At 66.7% G+C, this 17,275-nt stretch carries 20 protein-coding genes and 1 tRNA gene; 10 read left to right on the top strand and 11 right to left on the bottom strand.

Features of this window, described 5'->3' with window-relative positions; all coding sequences use genetic code 11:
• Positions 1–28 precede the first annotated feature (28 nt).
• Positions 29–1,444: a threonine synthase gene (gene thrC / locus RIB87_RS08655; RefSeq protein ID WP_350065624.1), complete on the bottom strand. Its 1,416-nt coding sequence runs from the start codon at positions 1,442–1,444 to the stop codon at positions 29–31.
• 222 nt (positions 1,445–1,666) lie between these two features.
• On the opposite strand from thrC, the gene RIB87_RS08660 reads away from it, so the two are divergent.
• Both RIB87_RS08660 and RIB87_RS08665 read left to right on the top strand, forming a co-directional pair.
• A complete protein-coding gene (locus RIB87_RS08660) occupies positions 1,667–2,254 on the top strand; it encodes a hypothetical protein (RefSeq protein WP_350065622.1) in 588 nt (195 codons plus the stop codon).
• Between the two features lie 108 nt (positions 2,255–2,362).
• On the top strand, positions 2,363–3,505 hold the full coding sequence (locus RIB87_RS08665) for a site-specific DNA-methyltransferase (RefSeq protein WP_350065620.1): 1,143 nt from the start codon (positions 2,363–2,365) through the stop codon (positions 3,503–3,505).
• A 27-nt stretch (positions 3,506–3,532) separates the two neighbouring features.
• On the opposite strand, the gene RIB87_RS08670 is transcribed toward RIB87_RS08665, so the two are convergent.
• Positions 3,533–4,144 (bottom strand): HAD family hydrolase, encoded by a 612-nt coding sequence (locus tag RIB87_RS08670; protein WP_350065618.1) that lies wholly within the window; start codon positions 4,142–4,144, stop codon positions 3,533–3,535.
• A 13-nt stretch (positions 4,145–4,157) separates the two neighbouring features.
• Entirely contained in the window at positions 4,158–5,243 is a 1,086-nt protein-coding gene (mutY, locus tag RIB87_RS08675; RefSeq protein WP_350065616.1) for an A/G-specific adenine glycosylase, read from the bottom strand.
• A 45-nt stretch (positions 5,244–5,288) separates the two neighbouring features.
• Between mutY and RIB87_RS08680 the strand changes: the two genes are divergently transcribed.
• The 6 genes from RIB87_RS08680 to RIB87_RS08705 all read left to right on the top strand — a co-directional run bounded on the left by RIB87_RS08680 (position 5,289) and on the right by RIB87_RS08705 (position 8,455).
• Entirely contained in the window at positions 5,289–5,807 is a 519-nt protein-coding gene (locus tag RIB87_RS08680) for a DUF721 domain-containing protein (protein ID WP_350065614.1), read from the top strand.
• Between the two features lie 29 nt (positions 5,808–5,836).
• A complete protein-coding gene (locus RIB87_RS08685; protein WP_350065612.1) occupies positions 5,837–6,292 on the top strand; it encodes a thiol-disulfide oxidoreductase DCC family protein in 456 nt (151 codons plus the stop codon).
• Between the two features lie 7 nt (positions 6,293–6,299).
• A complete protein-coding gene (locus RIB87_RS08690) occupies positions 6,300–6,764 on the top strand; it encodes a YcgN family cysteine cluster protein (RefSeq protein WP_350065610.1) in 465 nt (154 codons plus the stop codon).
• A gap of 66 nt (positions 6,765–6,830) precedes the next feature.
• Complete coding sequence (locus RIB87_RS08695) at positions 6,831–7,238, top strand: ketosteroid isomerase-related protein (protein ID WP_350065608.1); 408 nt, start codon at positions 6,831–6,833, stop codon at positions 7,236–7,238.
• Positions 7,239–7,251: 13 nt separating this feature from the next.
• Positions 7,252–7,848 carry a GNAT family N-acetyltransferase gene (locus RIB87_RS08700; RefSeq protein WP_350065606.1) on the top strand — a complete coding sequence of 199 codons (597 nt, stop codon included), beginning with the start codon at positions 7,252–7,254 and terminating at the stop codon, positions 7,846–7,848.
• Between the two features lie 100 nt (positions 7,849–7,948).
• Entirely contained in the window at positions 7,949–8,455 is a 507-nt protein-coding gene (locus tag RIB87_RS08705; protein WP_350065604.1) for a YHS domain-containing (seleno)protein, read from the top strand.
• A 15-nt stretch (positions 8,456–8,470) separates the two neighbouring features.
• Here RIB87_RS08705 and RIB87_RS08710 read toward each other — a convergent pair whose 3' ends face one another.
• A complete protein-coding gene (locus RIB87_RS08710; protein ID WP_433962877.1) occupies positions 8,471–9,160 on the bottom strand; it encodes an SIMPL domain-containing protein in 690 nt (229 codons plus the stop codon).
• A 179-nt stretch (positions 9,161–9,339) separates the two neighbouring features.
• Between RIB87_RS08710 and RIB87_RS08715 the strand changes: the two genes are divergently transcribed.
• A tRNA-Ile gene (locus tag RIB87_RS08715) sits at positions 9,340–9,416 on the top strand.
• An 8-nt stretch (positions 9,417–9,424) separates the two neighbouring features.
• Here RIB87_RS08715 and RIB87_RS08720 read toward each other — a convergent pair.
• The 7 genes from RIB87_RS08720 to cysG all read right to left on the bottom strand — a co-directional run bounded on the left by RIB87_RS08720 (position 9,425) and on the right by cysG (position 16,375).
• Positions 9,425–10,645: an NAD(P)/FAD-dependent oxidoreductase gene (locus RIB87_RS08720; RefSeq protein WP_350069721.1), complete on the bottom strand. Its 1,221-nt coding sequence runs from the start codon at positions 10,643–10,645 to the stop codon at positions 9,425–9,427.
• A 346-nt stretch (positions 10,646–10,991) separates the two neighbouring features.
• Positions 10,992–11,819: a ferredoxin--NADP reductase gene (locus tag RIB87_RS08725; protein WP_350069724.1), complete on the bottom strand. Its 828-nt coding sequence runs from the start codon at positions 11,817–11,819 to the stop codon at positions 10,992–10,994.
• Between the two features lie 16 nt (positions 11,820–11,835).
• Positions 11,836–12,297, bottom strand: a complete 462-nt coding sequence (locus RIB87_RS08730; protein ID WP_350145547.1) for a DUF934 domain-containing protein — start codon at positions 12,295–12,297, stop codon at positions 11,836–11,838.
• 13 nt (positions 12,298–12,310) lie between these two features.
• Positions 12,311–13,027 carry a phosphoadenylyl-sulfate reductase gene (locus RIB87_RS08735; RefSeq protein WP_350069730.1) on the bottom strand — a complete coding sequence of 239 codons (717 nt, stop codon included), beginning with the start codon at positions 13,025–13,027 and terminating at the stop codon, positions 12,311–12,313.
• Positions 12,996–14,669, bottom strand: coding sequence for a nitrite/sulfite reductase (locus RIB87_RS08740; protein ID WP_350069733.1), 1,674 nt, complete (start codon positions 14,667–14,669; stop codon positions 12,996–12,998). Before RIB87_RS08740 ends, RIB87_RS08735 begins: the two co-directional genes overlap by 32 nt.
• A 3-nt stretch (positions 14,670–14,672) precedes the next feature.
• Positions 14,673–14,975: a DUF2849 domain-containing protein gene (locus RIB87_RS08745; protein ID WP_350069736.1), complete on the bottom strand. Its 303-nt coding sequence runs from the start codon at positions 14,973–14,975 to the stop codon at positions 14,673–14,675.
• A complete protein-coding gene (gene cysG / locus RIB87_RS08750; protein ID WP_350069739.1) occupies positions 14,975–16,375 on the bottom strand; it encodes a siroheme synthase CysG in 1,401 nt (466 codons plus the stop codon). Before cysG ends, RIB87_RS08745 begins: the two co-directional genes overlap by 1 nt.
• Positions 16,376–16,684: 309 nt before the next feature.
• On the opposite strand from cysG, the gene RIB87_RS08755 reads away from it, so the two are divergent.
• On the top strand, positions 16,685–17,275 hold a 591-nt coding region (locus RIB87_RS08755; protein ID WP_350069742.1), incomplete at its 3' end, for an aminotransferase class I/II-fold pyridoxal phosphate-dependent enzyme.

The following is a 17,275-nucleotide window of genomic DNA, read 5'->3' on the forward strand; positions in this document are numbered from 1 at the left end:
TTACGCGAACTCCCCGGGGCGGTGGTGGTCAACCGGCCCTTTCGTTTCCTCCTGCGGCCCGTGTCCGGGCCGATATATGAGTTTCCACCATTTTCAGGTCAGATGGAAGGGTCGCGAAGTGCTCCTCGCGCTCCATCAGGTCGCCGAGCCATTCGGGCAGGGCGGGCCGCTCGCCCGTGGCCTGCTCGACCGCGTCGGGAAACTTGGCCGGATGCGCCGTCGCCAGAACCACCATCGGAACGGCGGTCTCGGCCCGCTGGCGCGCGACATGGATCGCGACCGCCGTGTGCGGGTCGGCGCGATAGCCCGACGCCGACACAAGGTGTGCCATCATTCGCGCCGCTTCCTCGGTATCGGCGCGCCCGGCCTCGAAATCCGCCGCGATCGCCCGGTGCACGGCCGTGCCGAGATCGAACCGGTGCGACTGCTTGAGATTGTCCATCGCGCCGCGCACATAGGCCGCCTCGCGTCCCGACGCTTCGAACAGGAGCCGTTCGAAATTCGACGAGATCTGGATGTCCATCGACGGGGAGGTGGTCGGCACGACCTCGCGCATCTCGTAGGCGCCGCCCGCAAGCGTCCGCGCCAGGATGTCGTTGTCGTTGGTGGCGATGACCAGCCGGTCGATCGGCAGCCCCATACGCTTGGCCGCATAGCCGGCGAAGATGTCGCCGAAATTACCGGTCGGAACGGTGAACGACACCGGACGGTCCGGCGCGCCGAGCGCGATCGCCGAGGTGAAGTAGTAGACGATCTGGGCCATGATGCGGGCCCAGTTGATCGAGTTGACGCCCGAAAGGCGCACCCGGTCGCGAAACGTGCCATGGCCGAACATGGCTTTGACCAGCGCCTGGCAGTCGTCGAAATTGCCTTCGACAGCCAGCGCATGAACGTTGGATGCGGCCGAGCCGGTCATCTGCCGTTGCTGCACGGGCGACACGCGCCCCAGCGGAAACAGGATGAAGATGTCGGTGCGCTCGCGACCGGCAAAGGCGTCGATCGCCGCCCCGCCCGTGTCGCCCGATGTCGCGCCGACGATGGTCGCGCGCTCGTTGCGCTCGGCGAGCACATGGTCCATCAGGCGGCTGACGAGCTGCATCGCCACGTCCTTGAAGGCCAGCGTCGGCCCGTGAAACAGCTCCAGCACGAACTCGTTCGGCCCGGTCTGCACCAGCGGGCAGACGGCCTCGTGCCGGAACGTGCCATAGGCCTCGGCGACGATCGCCTCGAAGACCGCCCGGTCGATTTCGCCTTCGACGAACGGCCACATCACCGCCACGGCGACCTCGGCGAAGGAGCCGCCGCGCAGCGCGGCGATCTGCTCGTGCGACAGCTGCGGCCATTGTTCAGGAAGATAGAGCCCGCCATCATTGGCGAGGCCGGCAAGGATCACGTCGCGGAACCCCAGTTCCGGCGCCAGACCGCGTGTGGAAACGAACTTCAACGTGCTCTCGTCCTCGCCAGTCGACGGTGCGCCTGCGGCATGTGGAAACGGGTCAGGTTGCGGCCGATCTCGACCATTGCACAAAATGCGCCGGACCCTTATCGGAATTCGGGCCGGTTCGAAAGCCCTTGGGCCGGGTCCATCCGCCGCATGGTTGACACGATGGCACACTAGCCGAATGGTGCGCGCCGCCGGCCGGGCGGGAACTTACGGGGAGCGAAGATGATGGCGACGGAAACCAACTCGGGCGAACGCAGTGCCGGTCGCGGGCGGACCCGCCGGACGGCGCGCGCGCTTGCGGCGTTCGTCGGCCTCGCCACGCTGGCGGCCTGCCAGGCGGCCGGAACCGGTGACGTGCTCGACCTGTCGACCGGCGAGGAGTCCTTCACCGAAGCGGACCTTCGCGCCTACTGCCCGCGCGTCTCCCTGCTCGAGGGCACGGCCTATCTGCGCACCTATACGAACGGCAATGACGGCAATCCCGACGAGGTCGTCCATCAGGCCGTGATCACCGATGTCACCCGGACATGCCGCTACCGGAACGGCCAGCTCTTCATGACGGTCGCCGCCGCCGGCCGGGTCGTCAATGGACCCAAGGGCTCGCCCGGCTCGCTCGACCTGCCGATCCGCGTGGCGATCCGGCAGGGTGAGAACCTGCCCTATTCGCAGCTCGGCCGGCTCGATGTCGCGATGGGCGGAAGCGCCACGCAGTTCATCTACCGCGACGACCAGATCGTCCTGCCCGAACCGCAGGTGCGCAATCTCCAGGTGCTGGTCGGGTTCGACGAAGGCCCCTACAATACGCCCTGAGCCGGCCGCGAACGCCGGTTAAGTCTCCGTTTACCATGATGCTGAACGCCATGTTTACCAGCGCCGGTAACCATGGGCCCGATCGCAATTTTCCAGATCGGGTGCTTCATGTCTCGCGTACACCTGACCCAATCGGCCGCACCGACGGCCGGCCGGTCCAGCCCGCCCGCCCTTGCCCTCGACACGATCGTCAAGGGCGACTGCGTCGCCGCCATGGATCGGCTTCCCGAGAAGTCGGTGGACATGATCTTCGCCGACCCGCCCTACAATCTGCAGCTCGACGGCACGCTTCACCGGCCCGATCAGTCCAAGGTCGATGCCTGCGACGACCATTGGGACCAGTTCGCTTCGTTCGAGGCCTATGACGCCTTCACCCGCGCATGGCTGCTGGCCGCCCGGCGCGTGCTCAAGCCGACCGGCACGATCTGGGTCATCGGCTCCTATCACAACATCTTCCGCGTCGGCGCCTCGCTGCAGGATCTGGGCTATTGGATCCTCAACGACGTCGTCTGGCGCAAGACCAACCCGATGCCGAACTTTCGCGGTCGCCGGTTCCAGAACGCGCACGAAACGCTGATCTGGGCGTCCCGCGACCAGAAGGCGAAGAGCTACACGTTCAACTATGAATCGCTCAAGGCGGCCAACGACGATGTCCAGATGCGCTCGGACTGGCTGTTTCCGATCTGCAACGGCGGCGAGCGTCTCAAGGACGGCGCCGGCGAGAAGGTCCATCCCACGCAGAAGCCCGAAGCGCTGCTCGCACGCGTGCTGATGGCCGCCTCCAGGCCCGGCGACGTGGTCCTCGATCCGTTCTTCGGCACCGGAACCACCGGAGCTGTCGCCAAGCGTCTCGGCAGGCACTTCATCGGCATCGAGCGTGAGCAGGCCTACATCGACGCCGCCGAGGCGCGGATCGCGGCGGTCGAACCGCTCGACGGCGCCAACCTGACGCTGGTCACCGGCAAGCGCGCCCTGCCGCGCGTCGCCTTCGTTTCGCTGATCGAGGCCGGCTTGCTCGCGCCGGGTATGACGCTGACCGACTCAAGGCGTCGCTGGACGGCGACCGTTCAGGCCGACGGGTCGCTCATGACCGATGGCGAGCAGGGCTCGATTCACAAGACCGGCGCGCGCGTGCAGGGGCTCGACGCCTGCAACGGCTGGACCTTTTGGCATTTCGAGGAGGCCGGAACGCTCAAGCCCATTGATGCGTTACGACAAAAGGTCCGCGACGGCATGACCGCGGCGGGCTGAACGAGCAATCGACGCCTGACCTCCAGTTCAATCCAGGCGAAGATCGAAGCGCTGCAGGTCCGCCTGCAGCGCTTCGGCGTTTTCGAACCGCACGGCGTTCCATCCGAACGCCCGGGCCGCATCGACATTGTCGGCATTGTCGTCGATGAACAGCGTCGCCTCGGGGTCGAGATCGAATGTCCGCGTGTGAAGATCGTATATGGCCGGATCGGGCTTGATGACGCGAACCCGGCCCGAAACCGTCACGCCGCGTCCAGCCTTCAGGAACGGATAGAGTTCCTGCGCCTCGACGAACGTGTCGGCGGCGAAATTGGTCAGGAAGGTGATGTCGCGCCCCTCTTCGATGAGGCCGAGCAGGATGGAGACCGTGCCGTCAAAGGCGTGCGGCACCATTTCGTGCCAGTGCGCGCGGAAGGCACGGATTTCCGTCTCCCAGTCCGGATGGGCCGCGATCAGTTCGGCTTCCGCCTCGTCCCACGGCCGCCCGCGATCCTGTTCGAGGTTCCAGTCGGATGTGCACACATTGGCCAGAAACCAGGTCCGCCTTTCCGCGTCGGGAATGATCCTCCGGTAGGGAAGTTCGGGATCGTAATGGATCAGCACCTTGCCGATGTCGAAGACGATGTGGCGGATTGTCATGGTCTCTCCCCCCTCAGAACGTGCCCGGTAGAGCACAGCCGATTGCCTTCTTCATGACGGTCGGCAGCGCTTCGCCGCCGAGTTCCTCCGCTGGCGACCACCACTGGCCGGCACGCGGGGCGAGATCGCCGGTGGCGCGCCAGACCGTCAGGTCGAGCGAAAAATGCGTGAACACATGGGCGACGGTGCCGCATCGGACCCAGTCGAACGTTTGGAACGGCGCGGCCTCGCGGCCGGTCTCGCCGTCGGCGCGCGCCGTCCAGCCCGTGGTCGGCACCTGCGTCATCCCGGCCAGGAGCCCCGTGCCTCCCCGCTTTTCCAGAAGCACCGCGCCGTCGGGCCGGACCAGCACGAACGCCGCGCCGACGCGCTTCGGCTTGTCCTTTTTGGGCGCCTTGACGGGGAAGCGCTCCGGATCGCCAGTCGCCAGCGCCCGGCAGTCCTGCCGCAACGGACAATGCAGGCACGCCGGCCGTTTCGGCGTGCAGATGGTCGCGCCTAGATCCATCATCGCCTGGGCGAAATCGCCGGGCCGGTCGGCATCGAGCATCCCGGCGACGACCGCCCGGACCTCCGGCTTGGCCCGCGGCAGCGCCGTGTCGATCGCATCAAGCCGCGCGACCACCCGTTCGACATTGCCGTCGACGACCGGGGCGGGCACATCGAAGGCAATCGCCGCGATGGCGTTGGAGGTGTACTCGCCGATGCCCGGCAGCGCGCGCAGCCCTTCGACGGTCCGCGGAAAGGTGCCGCCATGGTCGGCGACGATCGCATCGGCGCATTTCTTCAGGTTGCGCGCCCGCGAATAATAGCCGAGCCCGGCCCAGGCCTTGAGGATATCGTCCTCGGGCGCGGCCGCGAGCGCGGCGACGGTCGGCCAGCGCGTGGTGAAAGTGTGAAAATAGGCACGCACGGCGGCCACCGTTGTCTGCTGGAGCATGATTTCCGACAGCCAGACGCGGTACGGATCGGGCCGTACCCCGCGCGCCCGCTCGGCCGGGCCGACGCGCCAGGGCAGATCGCGGGCGTGATTGTCATACCAGGCGAGCAGCTTGCGGGCGGCGGGGGAGGGGAGGTCGGAATCGGCGGCGGCGGACATGGCCGCCACTATCCACCGCTTGCCCCCAAGTGCAATGGTGCAGGTATGGCCGCTTCATCGCCGTCGGGCGAACTGCTATGGTCGGTCATGGCCAAACCCGCTGCCCGCCTCGTCAACGCCGTGCTCGACCCGGTTCTCGCAAAGCGCGCAGGACTGTCGCTGGCGGTCGTCGACGCTTGGCCGGAAATCGCCGGCGCGCGCATCGCCGATTGCTCGTGCCCGCTGAAGATCAACTGGCCGCGCCGCGCCCACGAGGACGATCCGTTCGAACCCGGTGTGCTCGTCGTCGCCGCCGACGCGATGGCGGCTTTGCACATCCAGCATCAGTCGGGCGAAATCGTCTCACGCATCAACGCCTTCATGGGGTTTCAGGCGATCGCCCGCGTCAAGCTGGTGCAGAAGACGGTTACGCCCGCGCCACCGCCCGAAAGGCGGGCGAGACCGTTGACCGACGCCGAAAAGGGTCGGATCGACGCGCTGGCGAACGATTTCGACGATGAAGGCCTGCGCGAGGCGGTGCGCCGGCTCGGCCACAGCGTCATCGCCGAGCGGCCACGCCATTGATCCCGCGACAAAAGCGCCCGGCTCGACCTTTGGGCTCGCGCGCTATCTCCGCCGGCATGGAGAAGAACAGGGCGAAACGGCAAACCTCCGACCCGCGCAAGGGCGGCCCCGTCATCGCGGTCTTCCACGATGGCGATTGCCCGGTCTGCCGCCTCGAGGTGGGCTACTACGGGCGGCTCGACCGGGCCGGGCGAATCGACTGGGTCGACATCACCGCGTTGACCGACGCCCAACTGCCTGCCGGAAAGAGCCGCGACGACCTGCTCGGCCGCTTTCACGTGCGCGAGATCGGCGGCGATAAATGGCATGTCGGCGTCGACGCGTTCGCCCGCATCTGGCGCGAACTGCCCTACTGGCGGCATTTCGCGTTCCTGTTTTCCGTGCCGGGGCTTCGCGGGCTGGCCGAATTGGGCTATCGGGGGTTCCTGCGCTGGCAGCGATGGCACCGCGCCCGCCGCCGGCAACGCCACGGCCAGACCGCCTGAGGAGCCCATGTCCGCCGATCCGGCACGATCCCGCCCGTTCTGGGAGACCAAGACGCTTGCCGAGATGACGGCCGGCGAATGGGAAAGCCTGTGCGACGGCTGCGGCAAGTGCTGCATGTCCAAGCTGATCGACGAGGACACCGAGGAGATCCACTATACCACGGTCGCCTGCCGCCTGTTCGACGCGGCGAGCTGCCGTTGTTCGGACTATGAGAACCGGCAGGCAAGGGTGCCCGACTGCGTGCGCCTGACGCCGGACAATGTCGGCCGGCTGGCCTGGCTGCCCTCCACCTGCGCCTATCGGCTGATCGACGACGGCAAGCCGCTGTTTGACTGGCATCCGCTCGTTTCCGGCGATCCGATGAGCGTTCACGAGGCCGGTGTTTCCGTGTTCGGCCGGATCACGGCGCGCGAACAGCACATGGCCCATGACGGTGAATATCTCGATCATCTGGTCGACGGGGAACTGTGAAATCGCCGATTGCGTTTGCGTCTGGCGCCGGTAACGTCCGGCCGGACCGATGAGGGAGCGTATGCCGTGAGCCAAGCCGACACCCGCGCGCTGATCGAGCGCTATTTCGCCGCGTTCAACGCCAGCGATTTCGACGCGATGGACGAACTGCTGCACGAGGACGTCGCCCACGACATCAACCAGGGCGGGCGCGAGATTGGCCGTCAGGCCTTCCGGCGGTTCAACGCCATGATGTCGCGGCACTATCGCGAGACGCTCAGGGACATCGAGATCATGGTCTCCGAGAGCGGCGTGCGCGCGGCCGCCGAGTTCACCGTCGACGGCCAGTACATTGCCACCGCCGAGGGCCTGCCGCCGGCGGACGGCCAGAACTATTCGCTGCCCGCCGGCATCTTCTTCGAGATCGACGACGGCCGCATCAGCCGGGTGACGACCTACTACAATCTCAAGCAGTGGATCGCCCAGGTTTCTTGAGGAGAAGCGTCTCGTGACGGACACGTTGGATGTGCGCCCGCTCTCGCGCGCCGAAGCCGCCGCGCGCTTCGACGATCTCGCCGGTCTGCGCATCACCGTCTTCCGCGCCTTTCCCTATCTCTATGATGGCGACATGGCCTATGAGCGCGACTATCTGGCGACCTACATGGAGGCGCCGGGCGCGTTCATCGCAGGCGCGTTCGACGGCGATGCGCTCGTTGGCGCCTCGACCGCCGCGCCGCTCGGCGAGCACAAGGCCGCCTTCGCCGAACCGTTCGCCGCGCGCGGGCTCGACCCGGACGATTTCTTCTATTTCGGCGAATCGGTGCTGCTGCCGGCCTATCGCGGCCGCGGTGCAGGCGTCGCCTTCTTCGACCTGCGCGAGGCCGAGGCGCGTCGGCAGGGCTTTGCCCATTGCCTGTTCTCCGCCGTCATCCGGCCCGAGGACCATCCGATGCGGCCGGCCGACTACGTGCCGCTCGACGATTTCTGGCGCAAGCGCGGCTACCGCCGGCTCGAAGGGGTTCGCACCAGCTTTGCCTGGAAGGATATCGGCGAGACGGGCGAGACCGAAAAGCCGATGGAATACTGGGTGAAATCTCTCGGCTGACTCACGCAGATGTGTCGGGGCGTCAGCAGTTGCGATTTGAACGCGGCGCCGCGCTTTGCCACCTTCGGGTCCGTTACGGCACGAAGCGATGGAGATCGTCATGTCCGCTCATGTTGTCCGTGGAAAGGTCAAGGCCGCAACAGCAAGGCTCGACCGTCGCGCCTTTCTGGCGCTCGGCGGCGGCGCGCTGGCCACCGCCCTGATGGCGGCGGGTGCGCGCAAGGCGCGTGCCGAAAAGCTCAACCTCGACGGCGGCGTCGCGATAAAGGGGCACGATCCGGTCGCCTATTTCGCATCGGGCGAAGCCGTGCCGGGCGATCCGGCGATCACGGCAGACCATGACGGCGCCACCTACCGGTTCGCTTCGGCCGAAAACCGACAGACCTTCCTCGCCGAGCCCGAACGCTACGCCCCGCAATATGGCGGCTTCTGCGCCTATGCGGTCGCCAACGGCTACACCGCGCCGATCGACCCGGAGGCCTTCACGGTCCACGACGGAAAGCTCTATCTGAACTTCTCCAAGGGCGTGCGCAGCCGCTGGGAGCGCGACATCCCCGGCAACATCACCCGGGGCGACGCCAACTGGCCGTCTCTGTCGGCCGGCTGACGCGCCCGCCGGCGACTACTGGTCGAGTTCGAAGGTGACGTTGACGGTCACCTGATAGCTGTTCTCGCCCGCCGCCACCGGCACCGGTGCCGCATTGCCCATGTCCGACTGCATGACGGCGGCCCGCTCGATCGCCATAGGGCGGGGCCCGTTCGAATTCTCAGAGATCGACAGGATGCGTCCCAGACCGATGCCGGCCGCTTCGGTCAGCGTCTCGGCCTTGGCGATGGCGTTGCGCATCGCCTCGGAGCGTGCCTGCGCGATCGCCTCGGCCGGATCGTCATTGGTGAAGCGGATGCCGCCGCCCCGATTGACGCCGAGGGTGACCGAGGTGTCGAGAATGGCGCCCACGCGCTCGAGGTCGCGGATGCGCACGGTCAGCGAGTTGGAGACCTCGTAGCCGACGATGCGCGGGGCGGGCCGCTCGCCGTCGACCGGTTCGGGATAGACGTAGCGCGGCTGGATGTTGAAGTTCGAGGTCTGAAGGTCGCGCTCGGCAATCCCCTCGGCCTGCATCGCCGCGAGCACCTCGCTCATCGCCGCCGTGTTCGCATCGAGCGCCTCGCGCGCGGTTTCGGCTTCGCGCACCACGGTCAGGTTGATCACCGCCATGTCGGGCGCGACCTCGGCGCTGCCGGTCGCCGAGACCGATATCTGGGGCGTCACATCGTTCTCGTCGGCGGTTGCCGGGCCGACGCCGGTCATGATGAGGGCGCCGACGGCGATGGCGGGCAGGAGGCTTTTATGGGTCAAGGCACGATCCTTTCGGTGGGGTCCCTTCGGCGGAGGACTTGGCCGATGATTGGGGCAAATTGTGGTCCCGCGCGCGGGCGCGCCAGTCCGCTTGCCGATGCCAATCGTTTCGGATACGCACGAGACGCGTGGGGCCCGTAGCTCAATTGGTTAGAGCCGGCGGCTCATAACCGCTTGGTTGGGGGTTCGAGTCCCTCCGGGCCCACCAGAATATCGCTATCTGGCAAAGCCGCGCAGGTCGAACGCTTCGTCGGCCACCATGTCCGGCGTCAGCGGTTTGCCCTCGGCGAGGATCTTTCGGCTCATCGCATAGGTCGCCGCATCGTTCAGGCAGTCGACCGCCAGGAACGTCTCGCCCGCGAAATAGAAATGCGAGATGCTGCCCTCGCGCTTGCCGGGCCGGGCGACGACGCGGTCATAGCCGCGATTGAAGCCGGCGATCTGCAGCTTCATGTCGTACTGGTCCGACCAGAACCACGGATGCGGATCGTATTCGGTGTCCTGGCCCATGATGTTGGCGGCGACGATGCCGGCCTGATCGTGCGCGTTCTGCACCGATTCGAGCCGCGTCGGCGTGTGGTGGAACGGAAAGACGGTGCAGTCGCCACAGGCATAGATCGCCGGATCGGAGGTCCGGCCATGCGCGTCGACCGAAATGCCGACCGCCACTTCGAGCCCGGCCGCCTCGGCCAGTTCGGCGTTGGGCACGATGCCGATGCCGACGACGACGAGATCGCACGGCAGCGACGTGCCGTCTTCCAGTTCGACGGCGGCCGCCGTGCCGGTTCCGTCGTCCGCGATCCGGGCGATCTGCGTGTTCTCGAGAATGGTCACGCCATGGCTTTCGTGCAGCGCGCGGAACGCGTCGGCCGTCTCGCGGCAGGCCACCCGCTGCAGAATGCGCGGCGCGGCCTCGACGACGGTCACCGCCATGCCCTTCTTGGCCGCTTCCGCCGCTGCCTCGAGCCCGATATAGCCCCCGCCGATGACGACGAGCCTGCGGCCGGGCACCATCTTCGCCATCAGCGCGTCGGCATCGCCCAGATCGCGCATGGTGTGGACGTTCGAGAGCGCGCCGCCGAAATCGTCGGGCAGTGTGCGCGCGTGGGCGCCGGTCGCCAGCACCAGCGCGTCATAGCAGATCCGCGCGCCCTCTTCGGTCACCACCTCACGCGCCTGCCGGTCGACGGCGATCACGCGGCTCGACAGGTGGGCCTGCACGTTCTGGTCGTCGTACCAGTGCTCGGGCCGCAGCTTGAGGCGCTCGAGACTCATCTCGCCGGACATGTACGCCTTCGAGAGCGGCGGGCGCTGGTAGGGCAGGACCGCTTCCTCGCTGATCAGCGTCACCGATCCCTCGAAGCCATGCTTGCGCAGATCGTCGGCGACCGACACGGCGGCATGGCTGCCCCCGACTATGACGACACGTTCGACCAATTCACTCCCCCGGAACAGAAAAGCGGCACCAATGGTGCCGCCTGTCTAACCGCATTGAAGGTCGAATGGCGATGGGTTTTTTAGCCATTGTACCGGAAGGCGATGAAGACTGGTTTCATGCACCTGCCAAGGTTCCCTCTCCCCGCTTGCGGGGAGAGGGATGTGAGGCTTGTGAGCGCAGGCGAACTAGCCGCAACTGGGTGAGGGGCTTTGCCAGCTCTGCCCCTCATCCAACTGCGACATCAACTCCGCTTCGCTTCGTTGTGTCTCGTATCCTTCTCCCCGCGAGCGGGGAGAAGGAGAGAGGCGCCGAGACTCAATGAAAAACGCCGTGGGGCCGTCCGGGTCAACCCGCCTCGGCTTCGCCAACGAACGCCTTTTCGAGCACATAGTGGCCGGGCTTGTTGTTGGCGCCTTCCTCCATGCCGGCTGCCTCGCACAGCTCCTTGATCTCGAGGTTCAGGCCCATCGAGCCGCAGATCATCACGCGGTCGTCCTCGGTGCTCCATGCCGGCACGCCCAGATCGGCGAACAGTTCGCCCGAACGGATCTTGTCGGTGACGCGGCCGGTCCTGTCGCTGTCCTCGCGGGTGGTCGTCGGATAGTAGACGAGCTTGCCGTCGACCATCTCGCCGATCAGCGGATCATTGACGAGGTTGTCGACCAGTTCGGCGCCGTAGACCAGCTCGGCCCGGGTGCGGCAGGTGTGCGTGAGGATCACCTGATCGAACTTCTCGTAGACCTCCGGGTCGCGCACCAGCGAGGCGAACGGGGCGATGCCCGTGCCCGTCGCCAGCATGTAGAGCCGCTTGCCGGGCAGCAGCGCGTCGATGACGAGCGTGCCCACCGGCTTGGTCTTCAGGATGATCTGGTCGCCGACCTGAATCTTCTGCAGGCGCGATGTGAGCGGGCCGTCCGGCACCTTGATCGAATAGAATTCCAGTTCCTCGTCCCAGGACGGCGAGGCAATCGAATAGGCGCGCAGGATCGGCTTGCCGTTGTCGTCGGGCAGGCCGATCATCACGAACTCGCCCGAACGGAAGCGCAGCGTCTGCGGACGGCTGACGCGGAAGGCGAACAGCCGGTCGGTATAGTGCCGCACCCACGTCACCGTCTGTCCGTCCTTCAGCGAGACGGGCTTGAGCGGTTCGGCGAGCGGGGTGATCTCGTTCATGGCCATGGGGCTCCTGTTAGGCGATCTGCGCGGCCTGATGCAAACGGTTCTGGTAGGTCACATTGATGCGCGGGACCTGGGACGTCCATTGGCCTTCCGGCTGACGGGCCGCAAGGCGCGCGTCGATGGCGACCGTATCGAAGCCGCAGCGGCGGGCATGGGCATACTGGTCGGCGATGACGTGCCCCTGCGCGATCAGCTGGCCGGCAAAGCCCAGCCGGCGCAGCTGCGTGGCGAGCGAAAAACCGCGCCCGTCCGCGAAGCTCGGAAAGGATATGGTGATCGTCTCGACCACGTTGAAGAACGGCGCGACGGCGCGCGCGTCGGCGTCGTTGGCAAGGTTCAGCGCCAGCGCCGCAGGGCGGTCGTCGGGAAGGCCGGCCTCGAGATCGGTCAGCGAAACCTCGCCATAGGTGCCGGCGACAAGGCGCTCGGCCCGGTCGTCCTCGGCAAAGCCGTCATCGGTGACGATGATCATCTGCGTCCTCTCCTCAGCCATGCGCGGGTGCGCCCCGCACGATCGCGCCATCGACGATGTGGATGCCGCACTCGGTCTTGTCCCGACCCCGCCAGCGGCCGGCGCGCGCATCCTCGCCGTCATTGACGGGCGACGTGCACACCGCGCAGCCGATTGAAGGATAGCCGTGGGCGACGAGCGGGTGTTGAGGCAGGTCAAACGCGTCTGCGTATTCGGCCAGATCCTCCGGCGACCAGAAGGCGAGCGGGTTGAGCTTGGTCTTGCCGTTGGCGGCCTGCTCGATCAGGCCGAGGTCGGCGCGCGTTGCCGCTTGGTGGCGCTTGCGGCCCGTGATCCAGCCGTCGAAGCCTTCAAGCGCGGCATCGAGGGTCTGTGTCTTGCGAAGGTCGCAGCAGGCGTCGGGATCGGTCATGTGCAGCCGGCCCCACGGATCGGCACGGCGCACCGCCGCGCGGGCCGGCCGGATCGTGCGCACATCCTCAAGGCCGAGGCGTGCGGCAAGATCGTCGCGATAGGCGAGCGTTTCGGCGAACAGCATGCCGGTGTCGATGAACAGCACCGGCGCGTTGCGGTCGACGCGCGCGATCAGGTGCAGAAGCACCGCCGACTCGGCGCCGAACGAGGAAACGGCCGCGATGCGGCCGAACCTCTTCTCGACGAACGCCTGACGCAGCAGATCGAGCGTTTCGGCCTGCCGGTCAGGCGGCGCGGGCATTGTCGCGGTGCTCATGATAGATCGCGTCCTTGAAGGGCCGGGCGCCGAGCCGCCGATAGGCATCGAGAAACGTCTCGTCGGCGGTATGGCGCAAATCCAAATAGGTCTCGACGATCGCCTCGATCGCCGGGATCAGGTCTTCGGCGGCAAAGCCCGGGCCGGTGCGCTCGCCGATCGTCGCGCTCTCGGTGCCGTCGCCGCCCAGCGTGATCTGGTAGTTTTCGACGCCAGCCTTGTCGAGGCCCAGAATGCCGATATGGCCGACATGGTGGTGCCCGCACGCATTGATGCAGCCGGAGATCTTGATCTTCATCGGCCCGATGTCGCGTTCGAGCTTCAGCGCGTCGAAATGGGTCGCGATTTCTTGGGCGATCGGGATCGAGCGGGCCGTCGCCAATGCGCAATAGTCCATGCCCGGGCAGGCGATTATGTCCGAGATCAAGCCGATGTTGGCGGTCGCCAGCCCTACCTTCTTCAGTTCGGCATGGACCGCCGGGATGTCGGCCTTTCGAACGTGCGGCAGGATGATGTTCTGCTCGTGGCTGACGCGCAGCTCGTCATGGCCGTAGCGCTCGGCGAGATCGGCGAGCACGCGCATCTGGTCGGCCGTCGCATCGCCCGGCGTGCCGCCGACCGGCTTCAGCGACACCGACACGATCCCGTAGGCCGGGTTCCTGTGCTCGGTGACGTTGGTCTCGACGAACGACCGGAAAACCGGATCGTCCGCCTGCGCCCGGTCGAAGGCGAGCGATTGCGTGTTGTCGAATTCGGGCGGCGCGAACGCCGCTTCGATGCGGGCGACGAGGTCCGTCGGCGGCGCCTGAAACAGCGCCTTCTGCTCGGCGAAGGCCTCCTCGATCATCGCCCTGATCTCCTCGGTGCCGGTCTCGTGCACGAGGATCTTGATGCGCGCCTTGTATTTGTTGTCGCGCCGGCCGGCGAGATTGTAGACCCGCAGGATCGCTTCCAGATAGGGCAGGAGGTCAGCCTTCGGCAGAAAGTCGCGGACGGTCTTGCCGATCATCGGCGTGCGCCCGAGCCCGCCGCCGACGATCACCTCGTAGCCCGGCTCGCCGGCCGCGTTGCGGACCATGCGCAGGCCAATATCGTGCGCCTTCGTCACCGCCCGGTCGTTGGGCGAACCGGTGATCGCGATCTTGAACTTGCGCGGCAGGTACTGGAACTCGGGATGGTCGGTCGACCATTGCCGAAGCAGTTCGGCGGTCGGCCTGGGATCCTCGATCTCGTCGGCGGCAGCGCCGGCGAAGTGGTCGGCCGTGACGTTGCGGATGCAGTTGCCCGAGGTCTGGATGGCGTGCATTTCGACATCGGCGAGCGCGTCGAGAATGTCGGGCACGTCCTTCAGTTTCGGCCAGTTGAACTGCACGTTCTGGCGCGTGGTGAAATGGCCGTAGCCCTTGTCCCAGCGCTCGGCGATCATCGCCAGTTGCCGCATCTGGCGCGAATCGAGCGTGCCGTAGGGGATCGCCACCCGCAGCATGTAGGCGTGCAGTTGCAGATAGAGCCCGTTCTTCAGGCGCAGCGGCTTGAACTCGTCCTCTGTCAGCGAGCCGTCGATGCGGCGGTTCACCTGCTCGCGAAACTCGGCGACGCGGGCGCGCACGAAATCGGCGTCGAAATCGTCATAAGCATACATGGGTCAGGCCTCCGCCTGCTTGCCGTGGAAATAGTTGGAGGGCCCGCGCGTGCGGAACGCCTCGCGGAAATGCACCGGCTGTGGCCGGCCATTGGGGCTGATCTTCGCATCGGCCAGATACGGCCCCACGACCCGGTCGTGCTGCGCGTTGGCGACGCCGAGCAGCCGCTCGGCCTGATCGGGATCGTGGGCGACGGCGGCCTCGCCATGGTCGCGCGACCAGTCGCCCGATGCGGTCAGATAGATCACGTCACCCTCGAACAGATCGTTGGCGGTGACGATTTGCGGATTTCTCTGGCGCGCCATCAGACAGCCTCCGCCCGGGCGGGCAACGCGTCCATGGCGACCTGCGCCCCGCGCGGCGCGATGCCGTAAAGCAGCACGGCCGGACCCGTGATGCCGGCGTCGGCCAGCGTTTCGGGCAGGTCGCCAAGCGTTGCGGCGACGATCCGCTGATCGGCGCGCGAGGCGTTCTCGACCACGGTGACCGGCGTTTCGGCATCGGCGCCATGCATCAGCAGGCGCCCGCGCAGGAAGGCCGAAGCCTTCAGCCCCATATAGATCGCCGCGGCTTCGCCGGGCCGGGCGAGCGCGCGCCAGTCATGGTCGGCAAAACCCTCGGCGTCGTGCCCTGTGATGATCCGCAGCGAAGCGTTGCGGCCGCGCCGGGTCAGCGACCGGCCGATGGAGGCCACCGCCGCCGAGGCGGACGTGATGCCCGGCACGATGTCGAAGGTGATGCCGGCCTCATCGAGCGCGTCCAGTTCCTCCTCGAGTCGGCCGAACACGGCGGGATCGCCGGATTTCAGCCGCACGACGCGGGCGCCGGCGCTGGCATGCTCGATCATCAGAGCGTTGATCGCGTCCTGCGTCCAGGCCGGCCCGAAGCCCTTCTTGCCGGTCTCGACGATGATCGCCTCGCGGCGCGCCAGTTCGAGGATCGGCTGGGGCACCAGCCGGTCATGCAGGACGACATCGGCCTCGTGCAGCGCATTGCGGGCTTTCAGGGTGAGCAGGTCCGGATCGCCCGGTCCCGCGCCCACGAACACCACCGAGCCCGGCCCGTCGCGGCGCTCGATCTCGTCGGTCAGCAGCGTTTCGAGCGTCTGGCGCACGGCTTCCTCGCCGCCCGCCTTAAGCGCCCGGTCGCCGGCGCCGAAATAGAACCTGGTCCAGAAGGCGCGGCGCTTTTTGGAATCGCCGAGCATCTCGGCGCGAGCCCGGAACGCCTGCCCGAGCCGAGTGAGGGTGCCGAGCGAAGCGGGCAGGCGCTCCTCGAGGTCCGCCTTGATCTTGCGGGCCAGCACCGGCGCGGCGCCCTCGGTGCCGATCGCGACGGTCACCGGATCGCGGTCGACGATCGCCGGCGTGATGAACTGGGAGTCTTCGAGATTGTCGACGATGTTGACCAGCGCACCGGCCTCGCGGCCGATCCGCGCGGCACGGGCATCCTCGGCCGGATCGTCGTTCGCCGCATAGAGCAGGGCGGCGCACAGCGCATCTCCCGCCGCGATCGGCCGTTCGGTCAGGACGATGCTGCCTTCGGCGGCCCACTGCCGGACCTGCGGGACGGCGTTTTCGCCGAACACGGCAATCCGCGCCTCGGTCTTCAGCAGCAGTCGCAGTTTCGCCACGGCGGTTTCGCCGGCGCCCGACACGATGACGCGGCGGCCGTCCAGATTCACGAAGACGGGGAAATGGCGCATGAGCCCACCTCTTGGAAGTTTCTTCGACAATAAGGCTCGTAGCGAAGGCCCAGAAGAATTGTGTTCCCAAGAATTGCGGCGGGCGCGAAAAATCCGTTCCGACAAAGGCGTCTTCGCGCCGGCCCGGTTTGATCGGTGTCAAGGAACCGGCCTGTTCCGGTTGCGACAATCGCGCCACTTTCGAAGCGTTCCAATCTCGGCGGAGCGCGTCTATATAGGCGGCGAATTCGGCCCGGGCGGGTCGCTCGCACGGGCAAAATGAGGATAGTGATGACGGTGAAGGCGGTCGACGCGTTGCAGAGCAAGCCCATGGATTTCGACGAGTTCTTCGCCGACAGCCTCGCCGGTCTTCACGAGGCGGGCAATTACCGTGTGTTTGCCGAGCTTGAGCGCAAGCGGGGTTCGTTTCCTCGGGCGACGCGCTATCGCGAGGACGGCTCGACGCACGATGTGACCGTGTGGTGCTCGAACGACTATCTGGGCATGGGCCAGCATCCGGACGTGGTCGCGGCGATGCACGATGCGATCGAGCGCTGCGGCACCGGCGCGGGTGGCACGCGCAACATCTCGGGCACCAATCATGGCCATGTGCGGCTCGAGCGCGAACTGGCCGACCTTCACGGCAAGGACGCCGCGCTGATCTTCACCTCGGGCTACGTGTCCAACTGGGCCGCGCTCGGCACGCTCTTGTCGAAGATCCCCGGCATCATCTGCTACACCGACGCGCTCAACCACGCCTCGATGATCGAGGGCATCCGCCATTCCAGATGCGAAAAGCGCATCTTCAGGCACAATGACTGGCGCGATCTGGACCGGCTGATGGCCGCCGACGATCCGGCCGCGCCCAAGCTGGTCGCCTTCGAGAGCGTCTATTCGATGGATGGCGACATCGCGCCGATC

The organism is Pyruvatibacter sp. (genome assembly GCF_040219635.1).
GTDB lineage: Bacteria > Pseudomonadota > Alphaproteobacteria > CGMCC-115125 > CGMCC-115125 > Pyruvatibacter.

Excerpts from the sequence above, each read along its gene's own strand:
- RIB87_RS08735 (WP_350069730.1), bottom strand. The coding sequence starts at position 13,027 with ATGAGCACCGCGACAATGCCCGCGCCGCCTGACCGGCAGGCCGAAACG.
- cysG (WP_350069739.1), bottom strand. The coding sequence starts at position 16,375 with ATGCGCCATTTCCCCGTCTTCGTGAATCTGGACGGCCGCCGCGTCATC.
- RIB87_RS08680 (WP_350065614.1), top strand. The coding sequence starts at position 5,289 with ATGGCCGCTTCATCGCCGTCGGGCGAACTGCTATGGTCGGTCATGGCC.
- RIB87_RS08745 (WP_350069736.1), bottom strand. The coding sequence starts at position 14,975 with ATGGCGCGCCAGAGAAATCCGCAAATCGTCACCGCCAACGATCTGTTC.
- RIB87_RS08670 (WP_350065618.1), bottom strand. The coding sequence starts at position 4,144 with ATGACAATCCGCCACATCGTCTTCGACATCGGCAAGGTGCTGATCCAT.
- RIB87_RS08725 (WP_350069724.1), bottom strand. The coding sequence starts at position 11,819 with ATGAACGAGATCACCCCGCTCGCCGAACCGCTCAAGCCCGTCTCGCTG.
- RIB87_RS08730 (WP_350145547.1), bottom strand. The coding sequence starts at position 12,297 with ATGATCATCGTCACCGATGACGGCTTTGCCGAGGACGACCGGGCCGAG.
- RIB87_RS08710 (WP_433962877.1), bottom strand. The coding sequence starts at position 9,160 with ATGACCGGCGTCGGCCCGGCAACCGCCGACGAGAACGATGTGACGCCC.
- RIB87_RS08660 (WP_350065622.1), top strand. The coding sequence starts at position 1,667 with ATGATGGCGACGGAAACCAACTCGGGCGAACGCAGTGCCGGTCGCGGG.
- RIB87_RS08740 (WP_350069733.1), bottom strand. The coding sequence starts at position 14,669 with ATGTATGCTTATGACGATTTCGACGCCGATTTCGTGCGCGCCCGCGTC.
- RIB87_RS08690 (WP_350065610.1), top strand. The coding sequence starts at position 6,300 with ATGTCCGCCGATCCGGCACGATCCCGCCCGTTCTGGGAGACCAAGACG.
- RIB87_RS08705 (WP_350065604.1), top strand. The coding sequence starts at position 7,949 with ATGTCCGCTCATGTTGTCCGTGGAAAGGTCAAGGCCGCAACAGCAAGG.
- mutY (WP_350065616.1), bottom strand. The coding sequence starts at position 5,243 with ATGTCCGCCGCCGCCGATTCCGACCTCCCCTCCCCCGCCGCCCGCAAG.
- RIB87_RS08665 (WP_350065620.1), top strand. The coding sequence starts at position 2,363 with ATGTCTCGCGTACACCTGACCCAATCGGCCGCACCGACGGCCGGCCGG.